We start from the raw sequence: 20,100 nt of genomic DNA on the forward strand, positions 1-20,100 counted from the left end.
TGATGGAAACCTATGATATTTTGCTGGCAGTAGAGAGTGATAGTCACGCGCGGGTGTTGGCAACAGTTATTCATGTGGAAGGCCATGCTTATCGTAAACAGGGAGCTGTCATGCTGATGATGGCAGACGGGAGCTCGATAGGAAGTATCTCGCCAGGTTGCTTGGAAGCGGATCTCTTCGCCTATGTACCGGCAGTATGGGAATCTTCAACCTCCCAAATGGTGGAGTACGACATGAGGCCAGCTGATGATTTCGGTTGGGGAGAGACGATTGGCTGCGGCGGGCTGATCCGTATTCTACTGGAGCCTGTTAGTGGAGAACTGTTGGTTAATCTGCTTGCTGTGAAAGCATGTTTGGATCGAGGCGAAGCTGTACAGTTGGTGCGTGAAATTACGGATGGCTATTCAGGCATCTCGTATACCCTGTGCTCTGAAGGTAATTCTTCAGATCGGCAAGCTTCTCTCTCTGTGTATGTTTCCTTGTTTAAACCTAAGCCTAGAGTGATTGTTTTTGGCGCAAATTCGGATGCGATCCCACTTGTTCAAATGGCGATTAGCAGCGGATTTCGCGTGGTTGTCGCCGACTGGCGTGAGGCTTATTGTCGGGCAGAACGTTTTCCGGGCGCGGAGACAGAGGTTGCTTTTCCTAAGCAGCTGGTGGCGAATTTAAAGCTGAATGCCCAAGACTACATCATTGTGATGAGCCATCAGTACGAAAAGGACGCTCTGTTTGTCCAAGAAGCCATGAAGGCTGACTTGCTTTATCTTGGGATCATGGGGTCCAGAGAACGGACGGAAAATTTATTGGCAGGTATCGACCGCCCTCAATGGCTGCGTTACCCCGTAGGACTGCCGATCGGTTCAGAAGGCCCCGTGGAGAATGCCGTCAGTATCGTCGCAGAGTTGATTAGCCTCAAACGAGGCGGCAAGGCGACCGGAGCATCTGCTAATGTGAGCGGGCGTGAGGACAGGAGTCGCTCATGGTGAGCGAAGCGAAGAAGGTTATCGGCATCTATTTGGCGGCGGGAAGCAGCAGGCGCATGGGGACTTCGAAGCAGTCGCTGGAAATGGCAGCGGATACTAGGCTGGGGAGTATAGCTCTGCTGCATGCGCTCCAGTCTGAGGTGCATAGCGTTGTTGTGGTCGTTCGGGAAGATGACCCGCTCGATTGGTTGTCCGCTGAAGTCCTTGCCTATGCAGAAGCGGGGCGCTGTCTGGTTGAGGTTTGCGCGGAAGCAGGAAGAGGCATAGCTCACTCCTTGCGGGTGGGGATTAAGGCAGCCGAGCGTCAGAATGCAGACGGTATATTGGTGGTTTTGGCGGATCAGCCGTTCATCGATGCGCAGATGCTGAATCGACTCATGGATACGTTCAGGGGCGAGGCTGGATGGGACTTCGTGGCGAGTGGCGATCAAGGCATGCCTAAGCCCCCTGTGATTCTGGGGCGGGAGATGTGGCCTTCTGCTCTGGCCTTAGAAGGAGATGAGGGGGCGCGCTCCTTATTTCATTTGCCGCAGTATCGCGGACAGGTTATGGACGAAGAGGAAGCCTTGAAGTTTTTGGATATTGACACTGAAGAGCGATACTTGGCTGCGAAAAAAATTGTATGGAACAAATTAATGTTAAGTTAAATAACATAAAAGATGAGTTGAGTGCATTATTACTAATAATGCGCTATTTTTTTATACGAAAACACAAAATCGTGTAATGTTAGTTGACGTTATTTTGCGGGATTGTTTATAGTAGATCTAATTTATAGGTAATGGGCTAATGAAAGTTAACGCGCAGGACTCGCATGGCTTGGAGGATGGGGTGAATAAGAGTCTTTGGGGGTTACTACTTAGGTCCCCTTATTCAAACCCCTAAAAATTGGTTAAGAATACTTAACGAATTTAATGGAGAAGAGGGATCAGGATGAAAATGAGCCTCGAAGAAATCAAACAAATTAGCCACAGTAGTCCAGATCAAATCGAGAAGGTCATTACGAAACTGCTAGAACGGATCACTGAACTGGAAAACAGAGTAGCCGAGTTGGAGCGCCAGCTAGGGCTTAACAGCAAGAATAGTAGCAAGCCGCCTTCAAGTGACGGGTTTCGTAAGCCCGCAAACTCCCGCATCGCTGGTGGCAAAAAGGGAGCACCCCTAGGTCATGAAGGACACACACTTAGTATGGTGGATGATCCGGATGCCATCCTCGACTTTTGCCTAACTACCTGCCCTGCGTGTCATGCTCCAATGGACCAGGAGAACTGTATAGGCTACGACCGGCGTCAGCAGATCGATCTGCCTGAACCACGCATCCAGACAACCGAGTTTCGCGCTCATACGAGCTGCTGCCCGCAGTGTAGCGGGGTTCATCAGGCTGCTTTTCCGTCGCATGTCAGCGCCTCTGTCCAATATGGAGCTGGTGTTACGGGCTGGATCGTGTATGTGAGTGCGTACCATATGATTCCACTGAAAAGGGTGAGCGAGATGTTTGCGGACCTGACCGGGCATTCGCTGAGCGAGGCTACGGTCATCGCCCATTTGAAGAAATCGCACAAGCAGCTAGGTCCCTATGAGGAACAAATTCGCCAAAACCTGCTGAATGCCGATGTTTTGCACGCTGATGAAACCGGCATTCACGTCGATGGCAAACAGCGATGGCTGCACACCCTCTCTAATGTGGACTGGACGTTCCAGGCGGTTCACGAAAACCGGGGCACCCTCGCTTTTGATGCCATCGGTCTGCTGCCGGCTTACTCGGGCATTCTAGTGCATGACTGCAACGGGCCGTATTTTAAAGAAAAATACACGTTCCAGCATGCCTTATGCAATGCGCACTTACTGCGGGAATGCCAAGGAATCGCCGATTATGATCATCACCAGTGGGCCGTGCAGATGAAACGCTTGCTACAAGTAGCCTGGCGTCTCACGCTAGCCGCCCGTAAAGTCTTGTGCTGCTTAGCTCCGAGTACGGTTAAATGGCTAGAGAATTGGTACGATGACATCCTGCAGCAGGGCGAGCTGGAATGGAATCAAGGGCGTACCAAAGCCAAAACCGGACCGCAAGGCAGGCAAAGCAAAAGTAAATCGGCCAATCTGGGTGAACGTTTCCGTCGTCACAAGGAACCGATTCTCCGGTTTATTCAAGATGTCCGTGTTCCTTTTGACAACAATGTCGCCGAACGAGACTTGCGGATGGCCAAGGTCAAAGCCAAAGTCTCCGGCTTATTCCGTACCTGGGACGGGGCTCATCAGTTCGCCCGCGCGCGCGGCTTCATTTCAACCCTTCGTAAACAAAATTTACCTGTACTCTCGACGCTTATTGTTACTTTTCGTGGGGAGTTTCGTTTTCCGCGTTTGGAAGAAGGTAAGTAGTAACCTTTGGGGGCTCTTATCCGCCTGAGAATGGTGTATTTTGCGCAAATAGAAGCTCCTGGAGGCTCTTATTGGCTTGGGGGATGGGGTTTTGTGAGCAGCCAAATAGCGGATTGCAGCCAGTCGCAATCAAATCAGATAGCATGAATGAAACAATTTCATAGCAATGATAAAGGAGGGGTGTTCATGTCAGTTCCTTTATACCAGGTGCCGGAACAGCAGCCTTCCGTGTGGCAGCCTACAAGCGTGGAGGAAGCTATGCATCTCAAGCACAAATGGGGAGACAAAGCGGTGCTCATATCGGGAGGCACTTGGCTCCGCACGCGTTGGGAGAACGGCGTTTCACCGCTGCCGCAGCATTTAATTAGTCTTGCACATATTCAGGCTCTTTCCGGTTTGGCAATGGATGCCGGGGGGCAAATTCATATAGGTCCATCGCTTCGTTTGGCTGATTTAATGGATAGTGAGCTTATGCAGATGAAATGTGCGCTTCTAGTCAAAGCTTGCGCCGAGATCGCAGCACCGTCGGTGCGGAACCTAGCTTCCATTGGCGGGAATGTGGTTACTCGAACAGGTGATCTAATCACAGCACTGCTCGTCATGGATGCGCAGGTGGTTTGCTCGAATGGGACTGCTGAGTACACACTACCGCTGGCGAAGTGGCTGGACGTTCCAGCGCAAGCTATTTCTGAGGTGATGACAGGGATCAAGGTACCAAACATAGATATTGAGGATGCAGAGCGCACGTTCGAGTTTTATTTAAAAGTAGGACGTCGAGAGGCTTTCACGCCATCTGTTGTAACCGTGGCCGGGAGGTTGAGCTTGGCACCGGATCAGACCATCCAAAGCCTTGCATTAGCCGCAGGCGGGGGGAGCGCTGTGCCGGCTAGATTCGTGGATTTGGAAACTGCTGCAATCGGTCGGCCGCTATCGAAGGACCTATTGCAATCGCTGCATACAGGCGTGTCGGAGGGCTTTCAGGCTGTACCCGATGATTATGCCGGAGTGGCTTATCGCAAGCAGACAGCAGCCAATTTAATCGTTTCGGAATGCTATAAAGTTTGGCGAAAAGGGGGCGGGGCGAATGCTCCTAAATCGTGAAACCTATGCGAAAAAGTGGATTATTCGACCTGACGGCGAAGAGAAGGTTACGGGCAAGCTGCGCTATTTAACAGATTTGACTGCGCCAGGCATGCTCTATGGGAAAGTACTTCGAAGTCGTTACCCGCATGCCTGGATTCTTTCTATAGATACGACGAAAGCAAGGCAGCTGCCTGGCGTGCGTGCTGTGGTGACGGCAAAGGATGTTCCTGGCATGAATTTGTTCGGCATTGCCTTTCCGCATCAGCCTGTATTATGTCATGACCGTGTGCGCTATATCGGCGACGCTTTGGCAGCAGTCGCTGCGGATACGGAAGAACTAGCTGAGTATGCGCTTAGTTTAATTGAGGTTGTCTACGAGCCGCTGCCGGTTGTGGATGATCCGGAAACAGCGCTGGATGAGGGTGTGATGAAGCTGCACCCCGAGGGAAACCTCTTGCATCGAACTAGCCTTCAGCAGGGGGAAATGTCATTCGCAGGGTGTGCGCATATCGTTGAAGAAACGTACCATACGCCTCGTCAAATGCACACTTACATGGAAACGGAGGGCGGGTTGTTCATCCCAGAAGCGGATGGCCGGTTAACGGTGTACTCGCCAACGCAGCATGGCTACAAAGATCGCATGCAATTAGCGCGTATACTTGCTATGGCTGAGGAACAGATTCGAGTGATATCGAGTCCGATCGGAGGCTCTTTTGGGGGCAAGGATGAGCTTAATGTTCAGCCTTTTGGAGCGTTGTTAGCTTTACAAACAGGTTCTCCGATCAAAATGCATAATTCACGCAAGGAATCCGTTATTGCCGGGATCAAACGCCATCCCATGCGGATTCGCATGAAAACAGGCGTCGATGAAGCGGGGCATATGGTCGCACACCAAGTTCGTATCCTTGCGGATACGGGGGCTTACGCTACTTTGGGATGTGAAGTCCTAAACTTTGCTACCGAGCATGCGATTGGGCCTTACACGATTCCGAATATTGATGTAGAAGGGACTAGTGTTTATACGAATAATGGGGTATCCGGTGAGTTTCGGGGGTTTGGCGGCAATCAGGTGATTTTTGCCGTGGAGAGCCAGATCGAGCGGTTGGCCGAGAAGCTCGGCATGGATGCTTGGGAGCTGCGCAAGCTAAACCTGCGCGCTCCTGGCGATCCAGGCCCGATGGGGCAGAAGATCGTGCAAACTGAGGGTGCGAGCCAGGTGTGGAGCAAGATGATGGAATCGGCGCTGTGGGCGAAGCGGGCAAAGCTCCAGCCCGGATCGGGGCAGTCTCCGCCCAGCGAGTCCCAAGATCCGTGGACGCGCCGAGGCATCGGCGCAGCGATGGTGATGCATGGCGCCGGCCTCGGCCTCGGCATCCCGGATCATTCCGGCGGCCGCCTCGAGCTCACGCCGGAGGGCAAGATCCAAGCCTCCTTCGGCTTCGAGGAGTTCGGTCAAGGGCTTTACGCAGCACTGACGTTGATGCTGCAGGACGTCTTTGGCTGCGCCACCGATGACATTGTCATTGTCATCGGGGACACGGACCGCGTGCCGAGCAGCGGGTCCAGCACGGCTTCGCGCGCCACCACGATGATGTGGCGCGCCCTGCAGCGGCTGAGGCCGCCCTTCGTCCATACGCTGCTGCAGCTGGCGTCTGAATGGGCGGGCATCGCAGCCGCAGAGCTGGCCACCGGCGCAGGCGGCATTCATCGCATAGGCGATGAAGCGGGCACGCCGGTGGTGACGTATGCGCAGTTGGCGGAGGCTGCCGAAGCGGCAGCCAAGCCGATCCTTGCGCATACGGAATTCGATTACCCGACGACGCCCGAAGGGCTGGTCGGGGCGCACTACCTTTACTCTTACGCAGCAGTTGCCGTAGAGGTGGAAGTGAACATGCTGACAGGCCGGGTGAAGGTGATACAAACCGATCACGTCATTGCAGCAGGTCCTGTTATTAATCCTATGGGCTTCCTTGGACAGATCGAAGGCGGCAGCGGGATGGCTCTCGGCTTTACGCTGACAGAGGACGCCGTCATGAAAGAGAGTGCCTATTTACGACATAATTTGGATACGTATTTGGTTCCAACGTTCAAGGATAGTCCACATATAATCCGAGTGGAAGCGATTGAGGAATTGCCCGTAGGGGATACATTTGGCCCTCGCGGAGTTGGAGAAATCGGTTCTGTCGGGCTGGCTCCAGCGATCACCGCAGCCGTACGGCAAGCGACCGGTATTTGGGTGAGTCGGTTGCCTCTATCACCAGAAGACATCGTGCAGTCCATCGATTGGTTAGAAAGGGTGGAGGCCATTGATTAATACAACCTATGTGCTGAAATGTGCCATTAACGGGAAAGCAGTAGCGATACCCGTACCTGCATCCAAGCGGATGTCGGACATTTTGCGTGATGACCTCCTTTTAACAGGGACCAAAGTGTCATGTGAAATTGGCAGATGCGGCGCCTGCATGGTCCTGCTGGATGGCAAGCCTGTGAACTCTTGTTTGCTAATGGCCTATCAAGCGGCCGGCAGGGAGGTCACCACCATTGAGGGGATATCCGCAGGGGAAGACCTGCATCCTGTTCAACAAGCAATGCTCGAGGAGGGGGGACTGCAGTGCGGTTATTGTACCGCTGGCATGGTCGTGACGCTAACGGCTCTATGGGAAATCAATCCTGCCCCAACAAGGGCAGAAGCGGAACAAGCATTGTGCGGAAATATATGCCGGTGCACGGGGTATGAAGGTATTTTCAGAGCAGTAGAAAGATGTGGGTTGTCGATAAAAAGAGAGGGGTAAAGCTATGATGCCGAAAAAAATGATGTTTGCTCTAACTGCAATCTTCCTAGTGATTCTAAGCGCTTGCTCCGCAAAAACGACGGAAACGAGTTCCACGACAGCACCTAGCAGTTCCCCGGCAGCTACAACGGCCACTACAGCTACACCGCAAGCTGAGAAAAAACTGCCGAAAGTCGCCTTCGTCTATATTGGTGTACCAGGTGATGGAGGCTGGACGTACGAGCACGACCAAGGGCGTATGATGCTGGAGAAAGAGCTCGGTATTAAAGCTACTACGGTTGAAAATATCCCCGAAGGCCCGGATGCAGAGCGTGTATTTGAAGAGTTGGCACAGAAAAATGATATCATTTTCGGCACCTCCTTTGGCTACATGGATTCGATGGTAAGCGTGGCTCAAAAACACCCGAACGTGAAATTCTTGCACTCCACTGGTTACAAAACACTGCCGAATTTGGGGACCTACATGGGCCGTGAATATCAAAGTGCTTACCTCGTAGGTATGGCGGCCGGTAAAATGACTAAAAACAATCATCTGGGTTATGTTGGAGCCTTCCCGATTCCGGAAGTTATTTATACGATCAACGCCTTCACATTGGGCGCTCAAAGCGTGAATCCCGATATCGATGTTTCCGTTGTTTGGAGCAATACCTGGTTTGACCCGGCAACTGAGAAGCAAGCTGCGATTTCTTTGCTCGATAAAGGCGTTGATGTCTTGGCGGCTTACCAAGATTCGCCTGCAAGTATTCAAGCGGCCGCTGAACGCAAAGTGTGGGGAATTGGCAATGATTCCGATATGAGCAGATTTGCGCCAGAAACGTACATTTCCAATCCAAAATGGAATTGGGGCCCCTATTACGTCCAAACCGTGAAAAGTATCATGGATGGTGCGTGGAAATCAGAAGCTTATTTCGGCAGCATGAAAGACGGCATTACCGATATTGCTCCTCTGGGTAAAAATGTCCCCGCCGATGTCAAAGCACTAGTTGAGAAGAAGAAGCAGGATATTTTGGCAGGCACTTTCGACGTGTTCCAAGGGCCGATTGTGGATCAAGATGGTAAAGTGCGTTATGAGCAAGGGAAAAAGATGACGGATGAAGAGATTTTAGGCACAACGTGGTTCGTGAAAGGCATTAAAGGCGTTATCCCTAAATAAGGAATAGGAGGCTGTGTCGATGACGATACAAGATAAGGCTTTGCGTAATGAATGGCATCCCGTGTTGTTGTCGTCAGCACTTCGTGAAGATCCCATCCCTGTCATTATTTTGGGTGAAAAAGTGGCCGTCTTCCGCACCTCGCAAGGCGTCCACGCCTTCAAAGATTTATGCATTCATCGGGGCGTGCCGCTATCGCTCGGCAAAGTGAAGGAAGATGAACTTGTCTGTGCTTATCATGGTTGGTCCTATAATGGCTGTGGTGCCTGCACACGAATTCCATCTTTGCCTGCTGACCGGGCCATTCCCGTGAGGGCCAAAGCGATCGTCTACGAATGTGTTGAAGCACACGGATTCATCTGGGTTTGCTTAGGCGTGCCGCTGAGTCCATTGCCCCAAGTAAGCAATTATATTCCTGCGGGCTTCAAAGAAGTGCTGATGGGTCCCTATACCTTGCAAGCGGCGGGGCCGCGCATTATCGAGAATTTCCTCGATGTCTCCCATCTCATGTTCGTGCATGAAGGTCATCTGGGAGACAGCGCCTATGCGGAGATTAACGACTATCAGGTTCAAGAGGAAAATGGGGTGCTCACATCCGAAGAAATCATCGTGTATCAACCCGATTCGGATGGAACGGGGCGAGGCTTACATAGCCGTTATGTCTATGAAGTTTTCAGTCCGCTCTGCGTAGCTTTCACCAAAAGAGAACAGGGTTCGGATCATCTCTTCCGACTGTTCCTGATGGTGCTGCCGGTGACGGAGCAAGAGAGCAAGGCATTCATGTTGAAGCAGCGCAACTACGCATATGAGGAAGCGGACGAGGTTTTCGTCAAATTCCAGGATATGCTCATTGAGCAGGATCGCATCATGGTAGAAAACCAGAAGCCCGAACTGCTGCCGCTAGATTTGCAGGCGGAACTGCATTTGAACACTGACCGATTGAGTATTGCTTACCGCAAACGGCTTCGAGAACTTGGCGTCACCTTCGGCACAGCCTAAAAAAGACGCTGCCGCGTATGGACGAAGAAGAAATTATTCCTCGTCCATGCGTGAGCAGCGTCTTTATTCATTCGCTCCATCTAAAGGGCTGTTAGCTCCAAATGTAATGTTAGATAAACAGTCTACATGAATATTTCGATGTTTGAGTTCGAGAAGCAGGAGCTGTATAAACTCTTTTTCTAGTTGCAGATCTATGGAACTAAAATAAGCGTCAATCAGCCCTTGGCTACTCAGTGATTTCATTCTGAACCTCTTACATTTCGGGGAATTATTTTCGTTTTCTGCTATTTTTAAGCAGCGTCATTCTTCTGGAATGGCGCAGCCATGAATAATACGTTTTTAAATCACGCAATTCCATCGTTTCGGACATACGCCCGAGAAATGTGATGACGATCATTTTATGTAGTGGATTGCCAAGCAAATCTTTCTCAGCTTCGTCGACCGAAAACTGTACAACCATCAATAAGTCATCGTCGATGACATAAACTTCTTCCTCATTCCGATAGTACGAAGCAATATTGCCGCTTTTGAGCTTTTCCCATAGGAAAGAGCAAATCTCTTCGAGCTTGGTGTCTTCATTGCCAATACGTGTACACCAGCGGCTATGTGCATGATGTGTGATGACGATATCCACAATTTTTTTATCTGCTAGTTGGATGTAGAAGGGATCGTAGGTATTCCAACGACTCATGACTTTATCTTTCATACCCGGAACTCCTTTCTGTTCATACCATAGATGATAAACCGGATTGATAATTTCCATATTTATACTAATTATCATAATGTTAACTCGATTTGGAATCATCACAATAATGAGTGTGATGCATGTAAATTTTTTGCGTGATGATGCAAAGTAGGCAAGTTTTATTTGCGTTTGTTTGCAAATGGGGGAAGGTAAGGCAGAAGGTAAATTCGAAGTGGCAAGGAATATGCTGGATGAAGGCATCACTGTTTCTTCATAAAAATTTTATTATATTCCCTGCTTCGTCTTTATAACTTTTTTGTAAGCTGGAACTAGTTCATAGGAATGGCAGTGGGAGGAAGATGGGCATGAGGATTTGGGAAATAGGCTTGATTATGATCAATTTTAGCCTGTTGTACTGGGCGGTAATCACGAATAAGAAAGGAAACCGGGGATTGTTCATCCCTTTGGGGATCGCCTTCGGTTTAGTTATTGTGCAGGTTTGCGGGGAAGGTGGACGGTGGGAGATGATTCCGGCTTACTTGACGCCGCTCCTTTTGACGGGTTATTTCTTCTTAGGCAAGCGGAAGGAGGGCGGCAGAAGCCGGCTTGCGGTCACGGTTCAAACGGTGCTATTGACCGTATATTTGTTGGTCTCGGTTGCACCGCCTGCAATGCTGCCGGTATTCTCGTTTGCGAAACCGACGGGGCCTTATGCGGTCGGAACGACGGTTTATCACTGGAAAGATGAACAGCGGCGGGAAACTTATTCGGAGAACCCTGCCGACCTACGCGAGTTGATGGTGCAGGTCTGGTACCCTGCTATAGAAGGAGGCAGGGAAGAAGTGAGCCCTTATCTCCAGAACGCATCGCAGATGACGGCAGCCATATCATCAAAAATGTTGGACCTTCCAGCTTTTACGCTAAGCCACCTGGGGCTGATCAAAACGCATTCTTTGTTGGAAGCCAAGCTTTCGGATTCGGAAGGCCGTTATCCGGTTTTGGTTTTTTCCCATGGAATGAACGGGTTTCGCAATCAAAATATGTACCAGATGGAAGAACTTGCAAGCTACGGCTACATCGTTCTGGGCATCGATTATGCCTATGAAGCTGCTGCCTCGGTGTATCCTGACGGTAGGGTAGCCCTGAGCAAAATCAGCCGTACCCTGAGTTCCAATGCCCAGTACGAAGAGCATATACCGCTTTGGACCAACGATGCTGCCTTTGTGCTGAATCAAGTAGAGAAGCTGAATCAGAATGATTCTGCAGGCCGTTTTACCGGCAAACTTGATCTGGAACGAATCGGCATGCTCGGACATTCGTTCGGGGGAGCCGTTACGGTGCAAATGTTGCAGAAAGATTCGCGTGTGAAGGCTGCCCTAAGTATGGACGGCGGATTTTATGGTTCACCTGTTTCTGAAAAAGGATTTGGAAAACCATTTTTGATGATGTATTCAGAGGAGACGTACAACAAGGTGATGACCTCTTACGATGATGTGGCTAAACAGCTGGGTGGGGTAAGCCGCGAAGCGTTTGAAGCCCCCAGGAAAGAATATGTACAAAAATCGGGCAATGCTTTGGCGGGCGGAGGGTTATCGATCCTTATTCCGGGCTCCAAACATGCAAGCTACTCCGATCTTGCGTTATTCTCTCCTCTGCTAGGCTTGAGGGGCGCAGACCCGCAGCGGGATTACCGCATCGTGAACGAATTCAGTGTTGCCTTTTTCGATACGTATTTAAAAGGAAAGGACGCTTCTGTGCTGCAAGCATTGGCCGTCAAATACCCGGAGGTGAATTTTAAGGTGAACAAATAAGCGTTTAGGCGAGAGTTGATACAGGAAGTTCAATGATGAAAGCATAATGTCCCAATGAATGAACCAGGCTTAAGGTGCCGCCGTGCCGTTCGATGATATTTTTGGCAATGGATAACCCCAATCCTGAACCGATTTGGATGGCATGGGACGCTCGCGAGTGATCTGCTTTATAAAACCGCTCAAATAATAGCTCCTCCTGTTCCTTCGATATCGAAGCTCCTTCATTTTCGATTTGGATGGCAACAAAAGGAACACGTGCATCCAATGTCACGCGAACAATTCCCGGTTTCACTGAGAACTTCAAAGCATTCATCAACAGGTTGTCGATGGCTCTCCTTATTTTTCCTGGATCCATGGGTATCGGTATAGCTTTGGATTCCAAAAACGTCTCCACAGTGACCCCAAGTTCTTTCGCGAAGGGTTGAAATTCGGCCAGAATTTGTGTGAGCAGTTCCCGTACATCGAACTCGCCCATTTCAAGCTTGGCGTCACTGGTTGTGAGACGTGTGTACTCAAATAAGTCATCAATGAGATGCTTCAGCTGCATAGCTTTGTTGTAGGTGTTGTCAACGAAACGTTCCTGTTCCTGCTCATTGTGATAGACTCTCTTTTTCAACAGCTCTAGGTATCCGATGATGCTGGTAAGGGGGGTTCGCAGATCATGGGATACGCCTGTAATCAAGTCCATTTTGGACTTTTCGATTTGACGTTCCTTTTCGATTTGGCGTTCCAGCTTTTCAGCCATTGCGTTAATGTTTTCGGCAACCCTGCCCAGCTCGTCCTGCCTTGAGAGTGGGACGCGATAGTGCAGATTTCCTCTGGCGATAAAATCAAGTCCTTCGGTCAGGTTAAGCAGATATTGTACGATACGCCGAGTCATAAGGGAAAAGCTCAAAATAAACATGAAGACAAACGCAACGATAGATAAAACGACATAGAGAATGTTTGATAAATAAGGGAAATGGCGATTAGTAAGAAGACTGCTTAACAAAGATTCGTTGACAAATGACGATATGTTGAGCGCAATGATTAGGCTAAGGATAAACGACCAAAACATGCGCACACGAATACTGTTCTTTCCAGAAATCAGGGAAAACACTTTATTTTTCAATTTTATATCCCACCCCCCAGACCGTCTTGACGTACCGTGGCTCCCGTGGGTTCTCCTCAATTTTCTCCCGAAGATTTCGGACATGAACCACAACCGTATTGTCCGAGACGCTGGAGGTTTCCTTCCAAACCCGTTCGTAAATTTGATCCACACTGAACACATATCCGCGATGGCTTGCCATCAGTTCAAGTATGGAAAATTCAAGAGGTGTCAGGGATACTTCCTTTCCTTTTACGGTAACCTGGTGCCTGGCCTTGTCAATGATTAAGTCCCCTACTGAAATGACATCATCCTCGTGGTCCTTGGCGGAATAGCTTTGCCGGCGCAGCTGCGCTTTGACCCGGGCCACCAATTCCAGAAGACTGAACGGCTTAGTAACGTAATCATCCGCTCCGGTAGTTAGCCCGGTTATTTTATCCATTTCTTCTTCCTTGGCGGACAGCATGATAATAGGGATTTTTGAGGTTTCTCTGATTTTCAGGCAAGCCCTGATCCCATCCAAATGGGGCATCATCACATCCAGAATGATCAATTGCACGGGTGTTGTTTGGACAATCTCCAATGCCTTCAAGCCATTTTCCGCTTCAAGCACATGATATCCTTCATTGCACAAGAAGATGTGTATAAAATCCCTAATTTCGGAGTCATCATCCACAACCAAGATGGTGATCTTATTCATCTGTAACCTCCTGATAATCTGCCAAAAATCAGTCTTTGCTCTCAACATAACAAAAATATATGAAGAATTAGTGGGGGAAAATCTAAAGAATATCTAAAGTTGCGAATCCGATGACTTGACGCCTTTCGGCGTCCTTAGATGAGCTTGTTCAAAACTTGGGTGCGTTGCGGAGGGAATGGATGTGGGCTCCATAGCTTAAAAATTTTCCATATACAGATTCAGCCAACTCGAAGTGGCAAGGAATATGCTTGGTGAAGGCATCGCTGTTTCGCTGATTGTTCGAATGACTGGTTTGTCTGAGTTGGAGATTGAGATGTTGAAGGGGCAGCGGCATTAGAAATTGACTGTATTCATTAGAAGATTTCTTATTTAATCAGTATAGTCGTGGTATCTACTTTAATGTGTAAAAAAGGATTGTATAATTAGCCTTAGACTAGTTATACAATCCTTTTTTATTTGGTAGAATAAGACTAGTGTTATGCCCACGTACCTTGAACACTGACTAACTGGCTAGCTTGTACATTTGAAAATGTTCCTTCAATGGCTAAGGATTCTCTGGATGATAGTTTATTATTATTTGCAAGATTTTCTACTTTCTTTAACGTGGAACGTTTCATTAAATGAATAGTTTCATGTAACTGAGGATTCAGTTGAATAGTTAGCATAGGGTTATTCCTTTCTTGAATGAGTAGATTCCATAAGTATTATAGCAAATAAGTAGGAATTGGGGTTGTAGAGTGAAGAAAAAAATTTTTGTCGGATTTTGTATTTCTGTATTTTGTTTTTTGCAGATATGGTGCTCTTCATTTATATTCTATTATCCCTATTTAGGTATAGAAATTGATTCTACACAAGATAAACAATGGAAAATAAATGCTCTAACTACTGAAGGTGCTGGTATAAAGTTGGACCTAAAGCTAGGAGACATCGTTCAACAAGTAGATGATAGGCCTGCCGAGGAATCCATGTTAGTAAAGAAGTGGCACACTGTTGAACAAGCCGATATGCTATCTATTTCTAGAAATGGAATTGAGTACGAAATCAGTGTTAACACAAAAAGTAATATTTTTTATGATTTACTCCCATTAATAGAGGAAATCGTATGTTTGTTTATGGCAATTTTACTTTATATTAAAATGTCCTATTCTAAATCGGCGAAATTGTTGGCAGCCGTGTTTATAAGTGCATCTTTTATTTTTATGGGTCTAGGCGCTTCTATAAGAGGAGATGCTATTGGTAAGCTACTGATTACTAGTTTTATGATGCTAATGCCAATTGTATTTTTGCATTTTTTGATTGTGTTTTTTAAGGAAAAAGGGAATTTAGCTTTACCGACATGGATGTTGAAATATTTATATACAATTGTAGTGTTTACTTTATGTTTAAGAAGTCTTTATTTTTTACCTTCTTTAACATACAACTTATATCATTATGATGTATCAGTTACACTAGGCTTCTTCATTTTCGGCTTTTTAATAAATATGTATGTACTAACTGTTCAATATGTCAAAGTTCGAAAACAACAATCCTATATGTCTAGTATTATTAAAAGTGTTTGGTTATCTTGGTTAATTTCTTTTTTACCTATTATTTGTTTCTCCTTTCTACCGCAATTACTGACAGGCCAACGTATTCTAAACGCTATATTTACAAGTTGGATTTTATTATTTTTTCCTATTTCTTTTGCCTATTTAATTGCTTCCAATCAATTGTATGACTTTGGTCAAGTTATCAGGCGTATTATGTTTGCTGGTCTGCTTGCAATTTTACCTGTTAGCCTATTTACGGGCGTATATGTTTTTCTATTTAGAAAAATTGCTGATGAAAAACAGATTTTGTTTATTTTTGTTGGGTCAATGATCATAGTAACTATGGTTTTGTATGCGGCCGAGTATTGGACAACGCGGCTGGAGTCATTTCTATTCCCAAGAAAATACTTACTCCAAACTGCTTTAAAAAAGATTGCGCGAAATCTAGGCACGATTTCTAGTTTCAGGGAGTTAAAAGAAATCATACTTGTTGATATTGTAAGTACTCTGCAAGTGATGGGTGGGGCTATCGTATTTTGCTATAAGAATGATACGGAAATTATTTATGAAGGCGAAATAGATATTTCAGAAGTTCGGCAGCTCGTTGAAACATCAACGCTACTAGATAACCCTATGTATACGTGCATAGAAATGAACTATCATGAGGCATATACCAGTTATCTCATTATGACGCGCAAAAGGACAAATACGCTACTGCCTAAAGAAGAGAAGCAGTGGTTGCAGTTAATTACATCTTACCTAGAAGTTAGCTTAGAAAATGTACATCTAATTCGTAAACTAACAGTCAATTTGCAACAGTTTGCTTCTCAACTTCCTCATGAAGCTGCAGCGCATGATATTCAATGGTTTCGTAAGGTCATGTTTGAACTACAGGAGGAGGAACGTATAAGGATTGCGACTGATTTACATGACACTACAATGCAAGATTTATTTTTTCTTAAAAGAAGAATATCCACACTGGCTGAAAACTCTACCATGCCTAAAGGAGATCAAGAGCAGTTAAGGAATATGAATAATTTTGTGGATATGATAAATGCGAGTCTCCGTCAAAGTTGTTTTGAATTAAACCCTCACTTATTGAAGGAAGTGGGTTTGATTAAAACGCTCAAAATGTATGTTGAGAAGGAATCTTACACAGCACCGTTTGAACTGATATTTGAGGCAATGGCAGTCAAGTTTATTGAAGGTAAAGATTTGCCAACGAAGAGGCACATTTTTAGAATCGTACAAGAATTGCTAAACAATGCAAAAAAGCATTCACAAGCGACTAAAGTTACGTTTAAGATCATGGAAAGCAATCAAGTGTTTTATTTAAACTATGAAGATAACGGCGTAGGTTTTAGCGATAAAGAAGGAACCCAGAGAGAGATTGGCGCATCAGGAATGGGGATTGAACAGATACGGAGCCGCATCCTGCATATGGGGGGGCAGATGGATTTTCTGACACAGCAGGGAAATGGTACGATATTTAAAATCAGAATTCCTATTGAGGAGGTCATTTCTGCATGAGTGAGATTGTGAGAACCCTTGTTGTCGATGATCATCCCTTGTTTGCTCGAGCAACCAAAGCATTATTGGAGCAAATCGAACACATTGAGGTCATTGGTGTTGTTGGAAATGGAAAGCAATGCCTGGAATATGTGGAGCGCTATCAACCTATACTAGTCTTTCTTGATTATCAGTTACCGGATCAATCCGGCATAGAGATTGCTACTATAATTAAACGTAACTATCCAAATATTCATGTTGTTATTTTCACAGGAATCGAATTGAGTGGGATCTTAAATAAATTGATTGAAATCAAAGTAAGCGGCGTTTTATCAAAGGAATCAAGTGAGCGAACGATAAAAAATATGGTGAACTGTATTTTAGATGGGCACACGATGCTACCTTTATCGTTCTTTCATCAGATGCAATTAACAGAAATAGCTGTTCAGGAAAGCTTCGCGCTAGTAGAAGAAGAGATCCTCATGATGAATATGTTGGTAAAAGGAGCTACTCATGATCAAATTGCTGACCAAATCTTTATGAGTAAGAGAACGGTCGATAACTATCTACGAAAGATTTATGATAAATTAGGTGTGAAATCTAGAACTGAAGCTCTTGAAAAGTTTATAAAAAGTAAATATTACTCGTAGTCACCAGGGGGAAAGAAATTGCACCAGGACGTAAACCGCCACATGAGTAATATGATGGATGACTATGTCTATGTGGAGGATTTAAATGAATTATTTAAAACCTTTATGAAGGACAAAGAGAAGGATAAGGATACGTGGGTAAGTATCACATTATGTGTGCATTTCATGTTAGGGGGGGCTTCACCTGACATTTATAAATTTGCCGCAATAACTGAAATATTTGTTTTGATATCAGATATCGTCGACGATCTACAGGATCAAGATCAAGCAGACAAACCATGGATGCAGTCCCCCCGAGCCTCTACGCTGAATGCCATTCTAGCAATGCTCATGGGCGTGGTTGGTGAATTGGGACAGTTGCAGGTCCACGGGAGAGTGCTCGTAGAGATTACTCGAATTATCGCGCGATCCATCAATGGGCAGCACAAAGATATAATCAACGCGTCGGTGTCAGTGGATGACTATCTGATCATGACGCAAGAAAAATCAGGCTCTCTATTCCGATTGGCTTGTTTCATGGGGTATTTATCACTGGACTGTCCGGAGGAAACGATTAAACAGCTTCATGAGCTGGCGGACTGCATAGGACTCATCCATCAGATCCAGAACGATATGCGAGATCTCGTGCGATATGATGTGAAGAATGATTTGTACTGTAAAAAGCGAACATTGCCCATTCTATACCTGCTCTCGGTCGAAGATGAAGCCTTTAACTCACTAAAAGATTACTACGCAGGTAAAATTACCGCAGATATTCTTCTTCACGACAAAGAAGCCTTCATTCAAATGATTCATGACTCGGGTTGTTTGGAATACTCGCGTGTGGTGCAATCCGTGTGTCTACAGAAAGCGGAGGAGATTTACGCAAAGCTGCAAGCGGTCGAGCCTTGGAAAGAAAAATTTAGAGAAGTTGCGTATGGAGATTTCCTTCCCAAATAGAAGCTCATGTTACTATCCCTGAATCCGGATGGTAACGCGAGCTTTTTTACATGAGATAGAGTTAACTGCGAATGCGCTGATGTCTCAACCCCATCGATCATGGTATAATAGTAAGGAAAAGGAATGGAGCTGACGCTATGTTCGATAGACTTGACCCGAAAGTCGATTTTGTATTCAAGCGTATTTTCGGAGTGGAAGAGAATAAAGACGTACTGCTCGATTTTTTGAATGTAACGTTAAGGGAAAGCGAACCGCGTCCATTGACCGACATTCACATTCTGAATCCCTACATTGATAAAAATGCTTTGCACGATAAACAGTCCATTCTGGACATACATGCCCGCACGGCAGACGGGAAGCAAGTGAATATTGAAATTCAATTGTTTAACCGCTACGACATTGAGAAGCGGACTTTGTATTATTGGAGCAAAATGTATGCCAGCCAACTAGAAGAAGGACAAAAATATAAAGAGCTCAAAAAGACGATTACCATTAACATTTTAAACTTTAAGTTTATTCCTAATGACCGTTATTATAATTTGTTTCATTTGAGGGAAGATCATATGGGACTCGTACTGACCGACCATATTGAAATCCATTTCATGGAGCTTCCCAAACTAGAAGAGCAGAAGGTCAGGATCTCGGATAAATTGGTCAAATGGTTGTTGTTCTTAAAAGGTGTGGACAAACCAGAAGTATGGGAGGAGATTTCGATGAACGAACCGGCTTTGCAAAAAGCGATGGATACGCTTGAATTCCTGAGCCAGAATGAAGAGGCCCGAAGACTTTATGAAATGCGGCAAAAAGCGCTGCATGATGAGGCCTCGATGCTTGATGGGGCTAGGGAAGAAGGCAGGCAAGAGGGAATGCAAAAAGGTATGCAAAAAGGTATAGAAGAAGGTATGCATAAGAGCAGAATCGAAATAGCTAAGAACTTGCTCGGTATAGGCATCGACGTAGCTAAGGTAATCGAGGCAACAGGTTTAACTAAAGATGAAGTTCAAAGATTAAAAGAAGAATTGATGCAATAGTCACACCAGAGACCGTCTCATAATAAGGCGGTTTTTTCTTTACTCGATGTACGTGCGCTCACGGCGGACGGACCATGATCCATTTCATGGAGCTTCCTAAACTAGAAGAGCAGAAGGTCAGGATCTCGGATAAATTGGTCAAATGGTTGTTGTTCTTAAAAGGTGTGGACAAACCAGAAGTATGGGAGGAGATTTCGATGAACGAACCGGCTTTGCAAAAAGCGATGGATACGCTTGAATTCCTGAGCCAGAATGAAGAGGCCCGAAGACTTTATGAAATGCGGCAAAAAGCGCTGCATGATGAGGCCTCGATGATTGATGGGGCTAGGGAAGAAGGCAGGCAAGAGGGAATGCAAGAAGGTATGCATAAGAGCAAAATCGAAATAGCTAAGAACTTGCTCGGTATAGGCATCGACGCAGCTAACGTAATCGAGGCCACGGGCTTAACTAAAGATGAAGTTCAAAGATTAAAAGAAGAATTGATGCAGTAGTCACACCAGAGACCGTCCCATAATAGGGCGGTCTTATGGGTTTAAGGGGGACTCCCTATTTAGTCGACGTCCACCGCAGGACTCTTTGCTTTGGAGGTTTTCGGTCTTGAGTGGCATTTAATGAACTGTAAGATGCTTATAGACGAGAAAATGGCTACTTTTGAGATTTAATGAACTGGACTGGCGTAATCGAGTACTTTATTGGTCGAATTGTTATCAATTTCTTGAAATAGCGCATCTGGTATTCATTAGATTTTCAGAATGAGCGATTTTGGTCGAAT

General features: G+C 46.3%; 18 protein-coding genes. 14 read left to right on the forward strand and 4 right to left on the reverse strand.

From position 1 onward, the window contains the following. Window positions 1-2 precede the first annotated feature (2 nt). From LOZ80_RS34385 to LOZ80_RS34420, 8 genes are all read left to right on the forward strand, one after another. Window positions 3-986: an XdhC family protein gene (locus tag LOZ80_RS34385; RefSeq protein WP_238168723.1), complete on the forward strand. Its 984-nt coding sequence runs from the start codon at window positions 3-5 to the stop codon at window positions 984-986. Further along, on the forward strand, window positions 980-1,630 hold the full coding sequence (locus LOZ80_RS34390) for a nucleotidyltransferase family protein (protein ID WP_238168724.1): 651 nt from the start codon (window positions 980-982) through the stop codon (window positions 1,628-1,630). Before LOZ80_RS34385 ends, LOZ80_RS34390 begins: the two co-directional genes overlap by 7 nt. Window positions 1,631-1,913: 283 nt before the next feature. Continuing rightward, window positions 1,914-3,359, forward strand: coding sequence for an IS66 family transposase (tnpC, locus tag LOZ80_RS34395; protein WP_238166678.1), 1,446 nt, complete (start codon window positions 1,914-1,916; stop codon window positions 3,357-3,359). A gap of 186 nt (window positions 3,360-3,545) precedes the next feature. Beyond that, a complete protein-coding gene (locus tag LOZ80_RS34400; RefSeq protein WP_238168725.1) occupies window positions 3,546-4,460 on the forward strand; it encodes an FAD binding domain-containing protein in 915 nt (304 codons plus the stop codon). Continuing rightward, window positions 4,444-6,756 carry a xanthine dehydrogenase subunit D gene (pucD, locus tag LOZ80_RS34405; protein WP_238168726.1) on the forward strand — a complete coding sequence of 771 codons (2,313 nt, stop codon included), beginning with the start codon at window positions 4,444-4,446 and terminating at the stop codon, window positions 6,754-6,756. The genes LOZ80_RS34400 and pucD overlap by 17 nt, the downstream gene beginning before the upstream one ends. Beyond that, the gene (locus LOZ80_RS34410) at window positions 6,749-7,234 is read left to right on the forward strand and encodes a (2Fe-2S)-binding protein (protein WP_238168727.1); all 486 of its coding nucleotides are present in this window, start codon (window positions 6,749-6,751) and stop codon (window positions 7,232-7,234) included. Before pucD ends, LOZ80_RS34410 begins: the two co-directional genes overlap by 8 nt. 4 nt (window positions 7,235-7,238) lie before the next feature. Further along, a complete protein-coding gene (locus tag LOZ80_RS34415) occupies window positions 7,239-8,387 on the forward strand; it encodes a BMP family ABC transporter substrate-binding protein (RefSeq protein ID WP_238168728.1) in 1,149 nt (382 codons plus the stop codon). Window positions 8,388-8,406: 19 nt separating this feature from the next. Beyond that, window positions 8,407-9,384, forward strand: coding sequence for an aromatic ring-hydroxylating dioxygenase subunit alpha (locus LOZ80_RS34420; protein ID WP_238168729.1), 978 nt, complete (start codon window positions 8,407-8,409; stop codon window positions 9,382-9,384). A 63-nt stretch (window positions 9,385-9,447) separates the two neighbouring features. On the opposite strand, the gene sda is transcribed toward LOZ80_RS34420, so the two are convergent. Together sda and LOZ80_RS34430 are read right to left on the reverse strand one after the other, a co-directional pair. Continuing rightward, the gene (gene sda / locus LOZ80_RS34425; protein WP_238168730.1) at window positions 9,448-9,627 is read right to left on the reverse strand and encodes a sporulation histidine kinase inhibitor Sda; all 180 of its coding nucleotides are present in this window, start codon (window positions 9,625-9,627) and stop codon (window positions 9,448-9,450) included. 25 nt (window positions 9,628-9,652) lie between these two features. Then, on the reverse strand, window positions 9,653-10,090 hold the full coding sequence (locus tag LOZ80_RS34430; RefSeq protein WP_238168731.1) for a hypothetical protein: 438 nt from the start codon (window positions 10,088-10,090) through the stop codon (window positions 9,653-9,655). 344 nt (window positions 10,091-10,434) lie between these two features. Here LOZ80_RS34430 and LOZ80_RS34435 point away from each other — a divergent pair, with 344 nt between their 5' ends. After that, complete coding sequence (locus tag LOZ80_RS34435; RefSeq protein ID WP_238168732.1) at window positions 10,435-11,880, forward strand: alpha/beta hydrolase family protein; 1,446 nt, start codon at window positions 10,435-10,437, stop codon at window positions 11,878-11,880. A gap of 4 nt (window positions 11,881-11,884) precedes the next feature. On the opposite strand, the gene LOZ80_RS34440 is transcribed toward LOZ80_RS34435, so the two are convergent. Both LOZ80_RS34440 and LOZ80_RS34445 read right to left on the reverse strand, forming a co-directional pair. Further along, the gene (locus LOZ80_RS34440; protein WP_238168733.1) at window positions 11,885-12,991 is read right to left on the reverse strand and encodes a sensor histidine kinase; all 1,107 of its coding nucleotides are present in this window, start codon (window positions 12,989-12,991) and stop codon (window positions 11,885-11,887) included. After that, on the reverse strand, window positions 12,981-13,670 hold the full coding sequence (locus tag LOZ80_RS34445) for a response regulator transcription factor (protein ID WP_238168734.1): 690 nt from the start codon (window positions 13,668-13,670) through the stop codon (window positions 12,981-12,983). The genes LOZ80_RS34440 and LOZ80_RS34445 overlap by 11 nt, the downstream gene beginning before the upstream one ends. 737 nt (window positions 13,671-14,407) lie before the next feature. Between LOZ80_RS34445 and LOZ80_RS34450 the strand changes: the two genes are divergently transcribed. The 5 genes from LOZ80_RS34450 (at window position 14,408) to LOZ80_RS34470 (ending at window position 19,819) form a co-directional block, all read left to right on the forward strand. Further along, window positions 14,408-16,729 (forward strand): sensor histidine kinase, encoded by a 2,322-nt coding sequence (locus LOZ80_RS34450; RefSeq protein ID WP_238168735.1) that lies wholly within the window; start codon window positions 14,408-14,410, stop codon window positions 16,727-16,729. After that, on the forward strand, window positions 16,726-17,358 hold the full coding sequence (locus tag LOZ80_RS34455) for a response regulator transcription factor (RefSeq protein ID WP_238168736.1): 633 nt from the start codon (window positions 16,726-16,728) through the stop codon (window positions 17,356-17,358). Before LOZ80_RS34450 ends, LOZ80_RS34455 begins: the two co-directional genes overlap by 4 nt. 42 nt (window positions 17,359-17,400) lie before the next feature. Next, on the forward strand, window positions 17,401-18,297 hold the full coding sequence (locus LOZ80_RS34460) for a polyprenyl synthetase family protein (RefSeq protein WP_238168737.1): 897 nt from the start codon (window positions 17,401-17,403) through the stop codon (window positions 18,295-18,297). A 137-nt stretch (window positions 18,298-18,434) separates the two neighbouring features. Continuing rightward, a complete protein-coding gene (locus LOZ80_RS34465; RefSeq protein ID WP_238168738.1) occupies window positions 18,435-19,328 on the forward strand; it encodes an Rpn family recombination-promoting nuclease/putative transposase in 894 nt (297 codons plus the stop codon). A gap of 74 nt (window positions 19,329-19,402) precedes the next feature. Continuing rightward, window positions 19,403-19,819: an Rpn family recombination-promoting nuclease/putative transposase gene (locus LOZ80_RS34470; protein WP_238168739.1), complete on the forward strand. Its 417-nt coding sequence runs from the start codon at window positions 19,403-19,405 to the stop codon at window positions 19,817-19,819. Window positions 19,820-20,100 lie beyond the last annotated feature (281 nt).

It is taken from the genome of Paenibacillus sp. HWE-109, assembly GCF_022163125.1.
Taxonomy (GTDB): domain Bacteria; phylum Bacillota; class Bacilli; order Paenibacillales; family NBRC-103111; genus Paenibacillus_E.